Origin of the sequence: Methanobacterium sp. (assembly GCF_038562635.1) — an archaeon.
Classification (GTDB): Archaea; Methanobacteriota; Methanobacteria; order Methanobacteriales; family Methanobacteriaceae; genus Methanobacterium_D.
The window spans coordinates 1028079-1041630 of record NZ_JBCFBO010000001.1; the positions used below are offsets into that span (position 1 = coordinate 1028079).

At 33.8% G+C, this 13552-nt stretch carries 12 protein-coding genes; 6 read left to right on the forward strand and 6 right to left on the reverse strand.

The window, feature by feature from the left end; translation table 11 throughout:
- Window positions 1–30 precede the first annotated feature (30 nt).
- Entirely contained in the window at window positions 31–618 is a 588-nt protein-coding gene (locus tag AAGU07_RS05105; RefSeq protein ID WP_342458075.1) for a M48 family metallopeptidase, read from the reverse strand.
- Between the two features lie 875 nt (window positions 619–1493).
- On the opposite strand from AAGU07_RS05105, the gene iorA reads away from it, so the two are divergent.
- The 3 genes from iorA (at window position 1494) to AAGU07_RS05120 (ending at window position 5000) form a co-directional block, all read left to right on the forward strand.
- Window positions 1494–3347 carry an indolepyruvate ferredoxin oxidoreductase subunit alpha gene (iorA, locus tag AAGU07_RS05110; protein WP_342458076.1) on the forward strand — a complete coding sequence of 618 codons (1854 nt, stop codon included), beginning with the start codon at window positions 1494–1496 and terminating at the stop codon, window positions 3345–3347.
- 28 nt (window positions 3348–3375) lie between these two features.
- The gene (locus AAGU07_RS05115; protein ID WP_342458077.1) at window positions 3376–3969 is read left to right on the forward strand and encodes an indolepyruvate oxidoreductase subunit beta; all 594 of its coding nucleotides are present in this window, start codon (window positions 3376–3378) and stop codon (window positions 3967–3969) included.
- Window positions 3970–4634: 665 nt separating this feature from the next.
- Window positions 4635–5000, forward strand: coding sequence for a hypothetical protein (locus AAGU07_RS05120; RefSeq protein ID WP_342458078.1), 366 nt, complete (start codon window positions 4635–4637; stop codon window positions 4998–5000).
- Window positions 5001–5177: 177 nt separating this feature from the next.
- Here AAGU07_RS05120 and AAGU07_RS05125 read toward each other — a convergent pair whose 3' ends face one another.
- Both AAGU07_RS05125 and AAGU07_RS05130 read right to left on the reverse strand, forming a co-directional pair.
- Window positions 5178–5609 (reverse strand): ACT domain-containing protein, encoded by a 432-nt coding sequence (locus tag AAGU07_RS05125; protein ID WP_069585239.1) that lies wholly within the window; start codon window positions 5607–5609, stop codon window positions 5178–5180.
- A gap of 32 nt (window positions 5610–5641) precedes the next feature.
- Entirely contained in the window at window positions 5642–6940 is a 1299-nt protein-coding gene (locus tag AAGU07_RS05130; RefSeq protein ID WP_342458079.1) for a phenylacetate--CoA ligase, read from the reverse strand.
- A gap of 1014 nt (window positions 6941–7954) precedes the next feature.
- Between AAGU07_RS05130 and AAGU07_RS05135 the strand changes: the two genes are divergently transcribed.
- From AAGU07_RS05135 to AAGU07_RS05145, 3 genes are all read left to right on the forward strand, one after another.
- Entirely contained in the window at window positions 7955–9553 is a 1599-nt protein-coding gene (locus AAGU07_RS05135) for a sodium:solute symporter family protein (protein ID WP_342458080.1), read from the forward strand.
- A 113-nt stretch (window positions 9554–9666) separates the two neighbouring features.
- Window positions 9667–10530 (forward strand): MBL fold metallo-hydrolase, encoded by an 864-nt coding sequence (locus AAGU07_RS05140; protein ID WP_342458081.1) that lies wholly within the window; start codon window positions 9667–9669, stop codon window positions 10528–10530.
- Window positions 10531–10711: 181 nt separating this feature from the next.
- Complete coding sequence (locus AAGU07_RS05145) at window positions 10712–12739, forward strand: ATP-binding protein (RefSeq protein ID WP_342458082.1); 2028 nt, start codon at window positions 10712–10714, stop codon at window positions 12737–12739.
- Here AAGU07_RS05145 and AAGU07_RS05150 read toward each other — a convergent pair whose 3' ends face one another.
- The 3 genes from AAGU07_RS05150 to AAGU07_RS05160 form a co-directional block, all read right to left on the reverse strand.
- The gene (locus AAGU07_RS05150; protein WP_342458083.1) at window positions 12740–13096 is read right to left on the reverse strand and encodes a hypothetical protein; all 357 of its coding nucleotides are present in this window, start codon (window positions 13094–13096) and stop codon (window positions 12740–12742) included. It abuts the gene before it with no gap.
- 75 nt (window positions 13097–13171) lie between these two features.
- Window positions 13172–13327 (reverse strand): hypothetical protein, encoded by a 156-nt coding sequence (locus AAGU07_RS05155; RefSeq protein WP_342458084.1) that lies wholly within the window; start codon window positions 13325–13327, stop codon window positions 13172–13174.
- A 10-nt stretch (window positions 13328–13337) separates the two neighbouring features.
- Window positions 13338–13514, reverse strand: coding sequence for a hypothetical protein (locus tag AAGU07_RS05160; RefSeq protein ID WP_342458085.1), 177 nt, complete (start codon window positions 13512–13514; stop codon window positions 13338–13340).
- Window positions 13515–13552: the final 38 nt, after the last annotated feature.

The window sequence follows — 13552 nt, forward strand, 5'->3', positions numbered from 1 at the left end:
TTAATATATATTTTATTGATATATAAGCAATTAGGTTTTTGATTCACTAAATTGTGCCTCAATTATAGTATCTTTAATTGCAAACCAGTAGATTGAGAGTTCTTTTTCTATCTCTTTATAATTATTAAATTTTTCCATTATTATATCCCAGAACCGTTTGCTGTGATTTAACTCAACAAGATGGGCAACTTCATGAAAAACAACATATTCAATTAAAGATTCAGGTAAATATTTTAAGTATCTGTTGATATTGATATTATTTCTGGAACTGCAGCTTCCCCATCTTGATTTCATCTTCCGGAAATAGATTTTATTTACAGTTACACCCAGTTCAAGCGAGAACTTTTCAACAAGGCTGCGGACCAGTGCCCTGAATTCTTCCTCACCAAGCCCATAATTAAGTTCTCTCTGCTTTGCTTCATGTTTTGATGCATTAATAGCTTTAAATTTCTTATAAATCCATTTTTTGTGTTTTTCTATGATCTTTTCATAATTATCATGCCCATTAGGGGCTATAATCACTAATTTTTCATTTTTTAGCTCCAAACGCCAGTACTTCACATTGCGGTGAATTATATCATATTCCACATTTAGATCATAGATTTTTACAGTCTGCATGATTTTCCTCAGGATACATTCAGCTTTTAGATAGATACGTTCTATCAATCTAATCTAATAAATAGTAACATAAATCACAAATTCACTTTTATTTTACTAATTTATAGGATATAATCTTTCATATCAAAAAGGATCAGAGGATATCAATTATTGGGATTGAATTCAGCAAATACTTTAAAAAGATCAAAAATTTCAGTAATTTTATTTTATTAACTTTAAATGTAAAAGCAGCATACCTATAAAAAAGCTTAATTTAGATAATGTCCTAAATTAGATTTAACTAATTTCTAATTATACTATTAAACGCTCATGTCTAAGGTTGTGCGAATAATGTAATTATATCTTTCAAAAACGACAGGTTTTGAATGTTTACGAAACTTTCAGTTTCGTAACCGGAAAAATTGGAAATTTTTCCATGCGCAAAAATATAATTTTTGCAAGCTCTCAAAATTCTATGAATTTTGGAGCGACAAACACAATGTGTTTGTCAGCCGATAAAAAATCGGAGATTTTTCGGGCATACAAAAACCGAAGGTTTTTGTGGTTGTGAAACTCTGTTTCACAAACATTCGAAAATCTATGATTTTCGATGCACCAAACATAAAATGTTTGAGTGCTGCAAAACATAGTTTTGCAAGTTTCATGTGAATATTCGGAAGTACATGTTTTTAAGATAATTCATATATATTAATCAAAATGGAAAAATTGAAAATTTTTCCGGTTACAATTTAACATAAAATATAATTTATGCACATGATCATAGACATGTAAAAATCTGTGATTTTTACGGTCACAAAATCTTTGATTTTGTGAACATGAGCATAAGTAAACACAAGAATCAATTAAAGCATATTTAATCATTATAAGGCGATATCATGAATATAACGAAGGTTTTAACTGGTAAAGAAGGTGAAAAACTATTTTTGTTAGGTAATGAAGCTGCAGTTCGAGGAACAGTCGAAGCTGGAGTATCAGTTGCCTCAACATACCCAGGTACACCATCTTCAGAAATTGGAGATGTTTTATCCAAGCTTGCAAAGGATGCAGGGATGTACTTCGAATTTTCCACCAATGAAAAAGTAGCACTTGAGGTTTCAGCTGCTGCTGCAGCATCAGGTTTACGTTCATTTACTTTTATGAAACATGTAGGCTTAAACGTGGCTGCAGATTCATTTATGAGCGTAGTTTATGAGGGAGTAAATGGCGGGATGATCATCCTGTCAGCAGATGATCCTTCCATATTCTCATCTCAAAATGAACAGGACAACAGACATTACGCACGGATTGCAGGCATTCCTACAGTTGAACCTTCCAATCCCCAGGAAATAAAGGATATGATGAAGTACGGGTACGAACTTTCAGAAGAGTTCCAAATACCTGTTTTAATGCGTACAACCACAAGGGTTTCCCATATGAGAGGAGTGGTAGAACTGGAAAAGCCTATCACCGATAAAAAAACAGGATACTTTAAAAAAGACCCTAAACGTTTTGTACCTGTACCTGCAAACGCCAGGGAAATGCACAGAATACTGGTTGAAAAAATGGAAAAAATAGAAGATGTGGCCAGTAATTCTCCATTTAACAGGATATTCAATAAAGGAAGCAAAATTGGCGTAATTACAAGCGGCAGTGCATTTAACTATGCCATAGATGTTATAGAAAAAAATGATCTGGCTGTAAACATCCTAAAAATTGGTTTTTCATATCCTTTCCCTGAAAAACTGGTATATGACTTTATAAAGGATTTAGACCACGTAGTAGTTATTGAAGAAGTAGATCCAATAATGGAAAAAGATGTACTTGCAGTAATCGGAAAATATGGATTAAAAACAAAAGTACACGGCAAACTCGATGAAACACTGCCCATGATCTTTGAGTACACGCCAGATATAGTTCTAGAAGGCATGAGAAAAGTTATTGACATTAATTTAAAAGAAAACCAATCATATGAACCGGACATTCCCCTTCCAGTACGTGCACCGACTTTATGTTCGGGATGTCCTCACAGGGCTGCTTATTATACTGTTAAAAAAGCAGTTGAAGAGCTAGGTCTTGATGCAGTGTATCCAAACGATATCGGTTGTTACACACTTGGAATTGAATCCCCATATGAAATGGCAGATTACCTGCTCGCTATGGGTTCAAGTGTAGGTACAAGCTGCGGATTCTCAAAATCAACTGATCAAAGTATTGTAAGCTTTATAGGAGACTCTACATTTTTCCATGCGGGTATCCCACCTCTCATAAATGCAGTGCATAATAAAGACAAGTTTGTGCTCGTTATTTTAGATAACAGGACAACTGCCATGACCGGCGGCCAGCCTCATCCAGGGCTTCCAATAGATGGGATGGGTGAAATGGCCCCTGAAATAAGTATAGAAAAAATCGTTAAAGCAGTTGGGGTAGAGTTTTTAGAAGTTATAAACCCAGTTAGCGTTGACATATCAAAGGAAATATTCAAAAAAGCGCTGCAGTTTGACGGTGTAGCAGTTGTTATTTCAAAATATCCATGCATGCTCACTAAAAAAGGAGTAACCAATCAGTTGCTTATGAATATTGACCCTGAAAAATGTGATAAATGCATGAACTGTCTGAAAGAACTTACCTGCCCTGCAATTTATGTTGCAGAGGACGGTTCTGTAAACATTGATTCAATGTTTTGTAGGGGATGCAGTGTCTGCATGCAAATTTGTCCAAAAAAGGCTATTGGAGCTAAAAGAATAAGTTAACCTATTATAAATCATGGAGATTAAAAAAATGGAACCATATAACATTTATATCTGCGGTGTCGGAGGACAGGGAATCATCAAAACCAGTATTGTAATTGGCGAAGCTGCAATGAAAAGCGATATGGGAGTTGTAATGAGCGAAGTACATGGAATGGCCCAGCGTGGAGGGGTTGTCTCAACAGAACTTAAAATAGGGAATTCAAAAAGCCCAATAATTGAAAAAGGCAGTACTAACCTCCTAATTGCATTTGAACCCATGGAAGCACTTAGGGCAATTCAGAAGGCAAGTAAAGACACCTATGTCATTGTAAATACTTCCCCAATAATGCCTTTTAACATAATTGGAAGTGAAGTGCCTTATCCAGAAATTCCAGATATTTTAGATGAACTTAAATCAAAAGTAAAAGATGTATTCGCTCTTGATGCTGAAAAAGCAGCTAAAGATGCAGGACATATCCTTTCACTTAACATGGTTATGCTCGGAGGGGCTACTGCAGTTTCAGGCTTCCCAATAGATAAAGAAGCTGTTTTGAGATCTATGAAAGCAAACTTACCTCAAAAGAGCATTCATATTAACATGAAAGCATATGAAAAAGGGTTTGAATTTGTTTCATCAAATTGATTCTTCCTATTTTTATTATTTAACAATTAATTTTAGGTTTTGTAGAAATCATCATATATCCATGAAATTATTTTTAAATTTCATGTAGTTACATTTAAACATCATACCTAAATTATACAATATTATCTAATTTTTTTCAATGTGTTTTCAAAAATCAAAGCCTAATTTTAAATATTAGACTGCAACATACTAATTACTTCCAAAATTAATTATTTACGGAGTTAATACGTGAAATAAATAGATTACAGCTAAATAGTAAATGGGATGAAAAAACATGCCAAAAAAGATATTATATTATCTTAAACTCTTAAATTTAAAGAATTTAGCATCACACTTTTCCGGCAAGATACCTAAGTGGGCCATTATAACAATAATTGCAGCGATAATATTGTTGCGTATTTTAGCAGGTTTATCCAGGGTGTATTTCCATTAAAAATTATTATGTGCATTCAAAAAATGCCATAATTTTCCAATATCTCATTATTGAATATTTTACGGCTTAATTCCAAGCTATTCCTTTTTAAAGGTTTTAATTTTACTTAATCGTGATATTATTACTTAGGCAAAGCAGTAATTCCATTTTAGATAATTTTAAATATGAGAATGAATTAATATTTTACTTCATTATATCAGGCTGTGGATTCATCTAAAAATACATTTTGAAGGTGCCCATTACAGTCATTACTTTACAAATATCAATTAAAGGACGTGAAAAAACGGATATTAATAGTAGAAGCGGTTTAATTGTAATTCTTATAGTGGTAGTTATTGGAGCGGCGTATATTACACTGGCAAGTCAGGTTAATCACAATCAAACAAGCTCAAATACATCAAATATTACCCCTGCACATGATAATGCCAATGGCTCAGGAAATACCAATACATCTATTAACAATGGAACCAGTTCCCAAAATGATATTCATACAAATAGTACGACCAGTACAAAAACAAACAATCAGACTCAAAATACCACTGTTAACTCTACCAAAAAAGTAAGCGCTCAGGCATTTACAACGAGTAACACATCATAAACGGAATATAAATCGCCAGACTTATGATTACTGCCGCTATAAATAGAAAAAACGTAGTTTCAAAATAGATATTCTGGCATGATATCAAATAAAATAAATAAAAAAAAATCTTTTTTTCTTTTTATTCAATTAAATAAAAATAAAAATAAATAATAGATTAAACCTATTTTTAGCTAATTATAACCCATAAATATCTTTAGCAGGTATAACCTCTGCACCGCCATCTTGAAGTGCTTTAATTCCACCATCGATATTTTCTGGATGTAATAAAACGATAGCTCCATTTTCTTTTTCTTCTACGAATGCATAAAGATATTCAAGGTTAATATCATTATCATCGAGAATTCCCAGGATTTTACCCAATCCTCCAGGCTGATCCTGCATTCTAACGGCAATTACTTCCCCAATTTTTACAATGAAGTTGTTGTCTTCAAGCAATTTTTTAGTTTTATCAGGTTCTGGAACTATTAACCTTAAAATTCCAAAATCAGAAGTGTCTGCAATTGAAAGAGCCCTTATATTGACCCCACCTTCCTCAAGCACATCTAGAGCTTTCCTCATCCTTCCTTTCCTATTTTCCAAAAATATGGACAACTGTTTTACTTTCATAATGCCACCTAATGTATTTATCAATGCTTTTTTTATAATTCCCTTTTGTCTATAACCCTTACTGCTTTTCCTTCACTTCTTGGCAGTGTTTTTGGCTCAACAAGTGTTACTTTAACCCTTAGACCAATTTCACTGTGGATATAATCTTCAATTTTCTCCCTTATACCCACAAGTTCCTTAATTTCATCTGAAAAAAGACTTTCTGAAGCTTCAACCTGTACCTCAACTTCATCCATCAAATGAGGCCGTGTGACAATAATCTGGTAGTGAGGCTCCACTTCATCTATTCTAAGAAGTGCTTTTTCAATCTGCGATGGGAATACTGAAACTCCCCTGATTTTCATCATATCATCGGTACGTCCAGTAACTCTATCCATCTTAACAAGAGTTCTTCCACATCCACATTTACCCCTTGTAAGTTTAGTTACATCTTTTGTCCTAAAACGGATTAATGGAGTACCTTCACGTGTTAATGTCGTTAAAACAAGTTCTCCCTTTTCACCATCTGGCAATACATTATGAGTATCAGAATCTATGATCTCCGGATAAAAATGATCTTCAGAAATATGAAGTCCGTCCCTTTCGCTGCATTCAAGACCTACTCCTGGCCCAATTACCTCAGTAAGTCCATATATATTATATGCAGGTGCGTTAAACCTTTTCTGGATCTCCTGACGCATTTCTTCTGTCCACATTTCCGCACCAAAACCTATAGCCTTAAGGCCAATAGTTTTCGTATCAATTCCTTCTTCTTCAATCTCTTCAGCAAGATATAATCCATATGAAGGTGTGAAAATCATGACACTTGTTCCAAAGTCCTGCATGATTTCAATCTGGCGTTTTGTCTGCCCTGTTGAAATTGGTATAACAGTTGCACCCATTTTTTGGGCACCGTAATGCACCCCAAATCCTCCAGTAAATAAACCATAACCGTGAGTATTTTGAATTATATCATCGTCAGTTACTCCAAACATACATAGACCACGTGCCATAACTTCGCCCCAAATTTCAAGGTCTCCTCGAGTGTACCCGGACACGGTTGGTTTTCCTGTTGTCCCTGAAGAAGTATGCACTTCCACAATCTCCTTTCTAGGTACTGCAAACATTCCAAATGGATAAGCATCCCTTAAATCGTCCTTTGTAGTAAATGGGAGCTTTTCAATGTCTTTAAGAGTTTTAATATCCTCAGGTTTAACACCCAGTTCATCAAAACGCTTTTTATAATATGGAACGCTTTCATATGCTCTTTTCACTGCCATTTGTAGTCTTTCAAGTTGTAATGCTTCTTTATCGTTTTCTGACATGCACTCTGCTTTTTCATTCCAAATCATCTTATCCCCTGAGTTAATTGATTAGTAGCCAGTAGATTAAAAATGAATTTTCCTTACTTTAGGAAAAATATCTAATTTAATGTAATTAGAAGAAAGTTATAAAACTTGTTATAAATTTTAAATGTAAACTATCTTACTTACTAAATTTAATTTCAAATAAAAAAATGGTACTCCAATTTTTCCGATACCCCACTGAAATAGAAATATTATTCAGATTAGGGAGAAAATTAATATTTTTCTAAATTTTCAACCACATTATTTTATTCAACGCTAATGCCCAGAAGGTTGTGCAAATAATATTGTTTCATTTTCATGTGACTGCTGATTAATTAAATTGCATTTTTTAAGATGAATCCCATGTAATCAATTAAAATTACAATTTAACATAAGTATAACTCATACACAGGATCATGGACATGTAAAAATCTCTCAAAAAACCGACGGTTTTTTGGAGCGCAAAACCTTTGGGTTTTGCAAGCCGCCGAAAATTCGAAGAATTTTCTGGGTATCGAAAATTCAAGGAATTTTTGAACACCGCCGGAAAATCTACGATTTCCGGGCAGCAAAATTCTATGAATTTTGCAAGCTGTCAAAATCTTTGATTTTGACGCGACAAATACGAAGTATTTGTAAGCTGCGATTTTTACGGTCACAAAATCAAAGATTTTGTGAACATGAGCGTTTTCAAATGCTTTTACACCAGTCATAATTATGTTTTATATAACAAAAAATAGGGACTACTCAATTGATTTAGTACTCCATGCCTGGTTTTATGGTCAATAAAAGGCCATATTACATGGCAGTAAAATAGTATGAAGTTATACGCAAAAATGCACTTAAACAAAAGTGTTACGGCTTTATATATAAAGTAAACTTAATAGCAATTATTAAAAGGAAAAATATTCATGTTTTTCATGCTTATTTTTAATATTTTCATAATTTTAATAAATTATGATTGATTACTGGTTGAAATAGGCTAAAATTTGGATAATTTTAATTAATGGAGGTTATTAAGTGGATTTATTTGCATTAATTGTTGTAGCACTGGTTTATCTCCTCATAATAGGATATGTAGGTTACATAGCCTGGAAGCGAACCAAAAGTGCCGATGATTATATGGTTGCAGGAAGAGAAACTCACCCATACATCATGGCCCTCAGTTATGGTGCAACGTTTATCAGTACTGCAGCAATTGTAGGATTTGGTGGTGTAGCCGCCAATTATGGTATGGGAATTTTATGGCTTGTATTTTTAAACATCATTATAGGAATTTTTATAGCGTTTGTATTCTTTGGAAAACGTACCCGAAAAATGGGACATAACTTAAATGCCCTCACATTTCCAGAATTCCTTTCGCGCCGTTTCGATAGTAAATTTATTCAGTACTTCTCAGGAGCTGTAATATTTGTAGGAATGCCATTATACGCATCAGCAGTTTTAATTGGTATGGCAAGATTTGTTCAAACGACTCTCCAAATTGATTATAACATAGCTTTAGTTGTAATGGCCCTTATTGTGGCAGTATATGTTATATTTGGAGGTATAAGGGGAGTAATGTATACTGATGCCCTTCAAGGAACAATCATGTTCTTTGGAATGCTTATTCTACTAATTACTATTTACTGGCTTACAGGAGGCGTTACCGCAGGTAACCAGGCCCTCACAAATCTAGTCAATGTGGTACCAGCCAGCGCCACGGCAAATGCTACAGCCACTGGATTTACAGGATGGACTTCCATGCCTGCATTAGGCAGTCCATTCTGGTGGACTCTGATTTCAAGCCTTATTTTAGGTGTTGGTATAGGTGTTTTATCACAACCACAACTTGCAGTAAGGTTCATGACAGTTAAATCCAACAAAGAACTGAACAGAGCGGTAGCGATAGGTGGTCTCTTCATATTCATGACCACATTTGCAGCTTACATCGTAGGGTCTCTCTCCAATGTTTATTTCTTCCAGCATACAGGAATGACCGCAGTTCAAGCTGCAGGGGGCAACCTTGATTCAGTCATACCTACATTCATCAGCGCTGCCATGCCTTTATGGTTTGCATATGTTTTTATGATTGTTCTGCTTTCAGCAGCCATGTCTACACTTTCTGCCCAATTCCACGTGCAGGGTACTGCTCTTGGAAGGGATATATATGAAACTATATCCAATAAGAAAAAAGGATCTTCAGTAAATGTAGCACGTATAGGTATCCTAATAGCAGTTATAATAGCAGTAATTCTTGGATTTATCCTTCCTGGAAGCATAGTTGCTGTAGGAACATCAATATGGTTTGGTATAACCGCTGCAGCATTCCTTTCAATATACACGGCTGCTATATACTGGAAGAAAGCTACAAAAGCAGGAGTTATTGCAGGACTTGTATTTGGAACTTTTGCCAGTTTCTTCTGGCTAGTATTCCAGTACAAAAAATCAGCAGAGGCACTTGGTATTTGCAAGGTACTTACAGGTAATACAGTTCTTATAACTGCAAGTCCATGGCCTACTATAGACCCTATTGTCATAGGTCTTCCAGTAGCAGCAATTGTAACTATCATAGTGTGTTTAATTACCAAACCTCCAAGTAAAGAACACGTAGACAAGTGCTTTAACGGAATAAAATAAATTTATTTTAGGGGATTATCCCCACCTATCTTTTTTATTTTTCAATTCAAAATTTTAATAAATATTACACTTCATATCAAAATCAACTAAAATCATTAATTCTGGTTTTTATTATGGATAGAAAAACATTTGATGTCAAAAAACATGATTTTAAAGAATGGGACTCCCTATTTAATAATCCTCAGCCCATAACAATTAAAAGTTTCATTACAGGATATGTAATATTAAATAAACGAGGCGCACTGAACCCAGACCATCCAAAAGCAGGAGTTATTGAAAATGAACTTTTAGAGGTTCCAGTACTAGCCCACTGGATCCACCATGAGAAACTGGGCGATTATTTAATAGATACAGGTTTAGATAGCTCATATCATGATGATCCACATGGAAATATGAAAGGATTGTTTGCAAAACTATTTATAAAGACCAATTTATTTGTAGATGAATACAAACAGGCTGAAAATCAAAATATCGGTTACCATATTGAAAAAAATAGAATTAAATTAAAAGGAGTCTTTTTTACCCACATCCACTCTGATCACGTTGCCGGAACACGTGAATTGCCTAAAAATATCACATATATTGTCAGTAAAGAAGAAAAATACCATGACTATAAACCGTTCTTCTATGGAGATTACCTGAAAGGTGTAAAAACACTTTATGAAATTGATTTTAAAGATGCTGCAGATATGCCCATTCTAGGCAAGTGCATTGATATTTTTGGCGATGGATCTCTGTGGGCAATATCAACACCAGGACATACTAAAGGCCATACCTCTTTTTTAATTAACGCTTTAAATGGCCCTGTCTTATTAGCTGGAGATGTTTGCTATATTAAATTAAGTTTAAAAAACGGAATAGCGCCCAGCAGCTATACTGAAGATGTTGAAGTTAATCAAAGATCTTTTGACAAAATAATTGAGTTTAAAAGGGCTTATCCCCAAATTAAAATCATTTGTGGGCATGAAATATCCTAATAGATTTTTAAATAATAATTAAGTTAATATTAGTATTAATAAACTCCATTCTATTTAAAAAATTTTTCATAACTAAATAACAAAACATAATAATGAGAACAATACAAAATAGTAACTATATCATTATTTAATTTTTTCATCATAAGAAGGTATTACTTAAATAATGAATAGGATGAATAAAATGGAATTAAAAAGCCTGTTTTCGCTAAATGAAACGGACTACTTAACCATATTCGAAAATACACAAGAGGAAATACATATCCATGAATTAGTACATGATAGGCACAATAAAGTTATAGACTTTGCTTTTAAATATATAAATCCGGCTTCCGCGCTTAACTCGACTGCATCAAAGGAAAAAATAATTGGCAAACGTGCCAGCGAGATATATAAATCTCCAAGAGCCATAGCAGATTATGTAAAAGCCGCTAATGAAATTATCAGAACTCAGAAAAGTAAAAAATTCGAAACATACTTCGAATCATTAAACAAACACTTCGCAGTATCTGCATTTTTTTTAAATGGATTATTTGTAACAGTTGGCCGTGATATTAGCGAACAAAAAGAAGCTGAAAATCAGATTATGATCCAGGCAGAAATATTATCCGAAGTAAGAGATGCTGTAATTGCAGTTGACGATGCAAACCATATAACCTACTGGAATAAAGGAGCCGAAGATCTATACGGCTTTAAATCAGAAGAAGTACTGAGTAAAATATTTACCGATGTTGTTAACTACCGCTGGTTAAATGTAGAAGACAGAAAAAATGCTCATCAAAGACTTAAAACTATAGGAAAATGGCACGGGGAAAATTTAAGTACCAAAAAGAATGGAGAGGAAATTTATGTTGAATCCTCAATTCACGCATTTAAAGACAATAAAGGTAATTATATTGGTACAATTTCTGTAATACATGATCTTACCGAGCCTGTACATATAAAACAAGCACTGGAAAAGAACTATAACCGACTTCAAGAAGCCCAGAGAATAGGCCATATTGGTAACTGGGAATGGGATATCCCAAGTAACGTAATAACCCTCTCTGAAGGCATGTACCAAATTTATGGGATTAATTCATCTAATTTAGTAAAATATGACACTATTTTGAATATGATCCTTCCAGAAGATCAGGATATTGTTAATTATAACCTTGAAAAAGCCCTTAGAGAACGTAAACCATTTAAATATGAAATTAGAATACGCCGTCAGGATGAGAATATCAGAATAATCTCATGCCGTGGAGAAGTAGTTACTGACTTTGCAGGACATCCTCTAAACATTATCTGTGTCGAACAGGATATTACAGAACGTAAAGAAATTGAATATGCTCTTGGCGAAGCAAAAAATGAATTAGAATCAAAAGTAAAAAGACGGACGCGGGAATTAAAAGAAACTAACGAACGCCTTCAAAGAGAACTTGAAGAACGAAAAATTACAGAAAATAAACTTAAGAAAAGTCAAAAAAATCTTAAATCACTTATAGAAGAGTTAAAACGTTCTAATGAGGAACTGCAGCAGTTTGCTTATGTATCATCACATGATCTTCAAGAACCTCTCAGGACTATTACCAGTTTTACCCAGCTAATTGAACGTCGTTATAAGGATAAGTTAGATTCAGATGCTGATGAGTTTATTGAATATATTGTAGATGCCGCAAAAAGGATGCAAACATTAATTAACGACCTCCTAAACTATTCACGCGTAGCAACAAGAGGAAAAGAGTTTGAACTAACCAATACCGAAGAAATCCTGGAAAACACAAAATTCAATCTTTATGCGTCTATAAAAGAAAATAGTGCCCAAATTACCCATGAAAACCTTCCCAAAATGATGGCAGATAAAAGACAGATGATTCAACTGTTCCAGAATCTAATTGGAAATGCCATTAAATTTAAAAAGCCAGATGAACCTCCTAAAATTCACATCAAAGCTCGTAAAGATAAAAATAGAAATGAAAATGTTTTCAGCGTCCATGACAATGGAATTGGAATGGATCCACAGTATGCAGAGCGTATTTTTATAATATTTCAGAGGTTACATACTCAAGATGAATACGAGGGTACAGGAATCGGACTTGCAGTCTCTAAGAGAATTGTTGAACGTCATGGTGGGCATATCTGGGTTGAGTCTGAACCGGGTGCAGGTTCAACATTTTACTTCACAATTCCTGAAAGAAGCCTTCAAAAAAGCCAGAATACTAAAAATTAATTACATTACTTTTAATAATTCTTTAATATCCAATTTATCCAGATCTTTAGGTTCTTTTATGCCATATTTTTCGTATAAATCCCTTAAATCATATCCCGCAATGATTTCATAAAATATTTTGTCTTCTAATTTTTTATTCTGCTTCATCTCTTCAAGCTCAACAATACATTTTCTAAGTATTTCATCTGCATTTTCAAGTTTATCAAGTTCATTAATTAGATTACTGTCACTTTTAGGCATTTCAACATCCATATCCTGATAATAAAACGATTTAAAAGTGTTATTTTGATCTATAACTTTATAAATAATTATAATTTGCTCTTGAAGTTCTTCTACTTCTTTTTCGGTTAGATCCATGATATCACCTGAATGTAAATTGAGTCTTTAATAAGTTTATAAATTTAAAGAGTAAATAAATTTCGAGTACAATAGTTACTTCTCATTTTCTTCAATAACTTTCTGTACCAAAGCAGAATCAACATAGACACGAACTTCAATTATAATTTCATTTTCAAATTTGACTATCCAACAATAAGTGTTATTGAACAGCATTCCATTTATGGAAGTAGAGTAAGATTCTAATTCCACAGCAGCTGTATCATTGAACTATAATGCCATTAACCTTTAAAATTACGCCTTCCTTCAATATTTTATTTAATCGTGCAAAAGTATGTGTGAGAAATGCCTGTTTGCTGTGATACGTTCCAGCCAAAGGATGCGTCCCCATTACCTTCCACAAAACATCATCTGCCACATGTTCAAAAAAACTTTTCATTCTCGCCATTGTCACTATGATTAAATATATTCTGGACC

What these genes read in the sequence shown, in the direction of transcription:
- AAGU07_RS05105 (WP_342458075.1), bottom strand. Translation starts at nt 618, where the DNA reads ATGCAGACTGTAAAAATCTATGATCTAAATGTGGAATATGATATAATT.
- iorA (WP_342458076.1), top strand. Translation starts at nt 1,494, where the DNA reads ATGAATATAACGAAGGTTTTAACTGGTAAAGAAGGTGAAAAACTATTT.
- AAGU07_RS05115 (WP_342458077.1), top strand. Translation starts at nt 3,376, where the DNA reads ATGGAACCATATAACATTTATATCTGCGGTGTCGGAGGACAGGGAATC.
- AAGU07_RS05125 (WP_069585239.1), bottom strand. Translation starts at nt 5,609, where the DNA reads ATGAAAGTAAAACAGTTGTCCATATTTTTGGAAAATAGGAAAGGAAGG.
- AAGU07_RS05130 (WP_342458079.1), bottom strand. Translation starts at nt 6,940, where the DNA reads ATGATTTGGAATGAAAAAGCAGAGTGCATGTCAGAAAACGATAAAGAA.
- AAGU07_RS05140 (WP_342458081.1), top strand. Translation starts at nt 9,667, where the DNA reads ATGGATAGAAAAACATTTGATGTCAAAAAACATGATTTTAAAGAATGG.
- AAGU07_RS05145 (WP_342458082.1), top strand. Translation starts at nt 10,712, where the DNA reads ATGGAATTAAAAAGCCTGTTTTCGCTAAATGAAACGGACTACTTAACC.
- AAGU07_RS05150 (WP_342458083.1), bottom strand. Translation starts at nt 13,096, where the DNA reads ATGGATCTAACCGAAAAAGAAGTAGAAGAACTTCAAGAGCAAATTATA.
- AAGU07_RS05160 (WP_342458085.1), bottom strand. Translation starts at nt 13,514, where the DNA reads ATGAAAAGTTTTTTTGAACATGTGGCAGATGATGTTTTGTGGAAGGTA.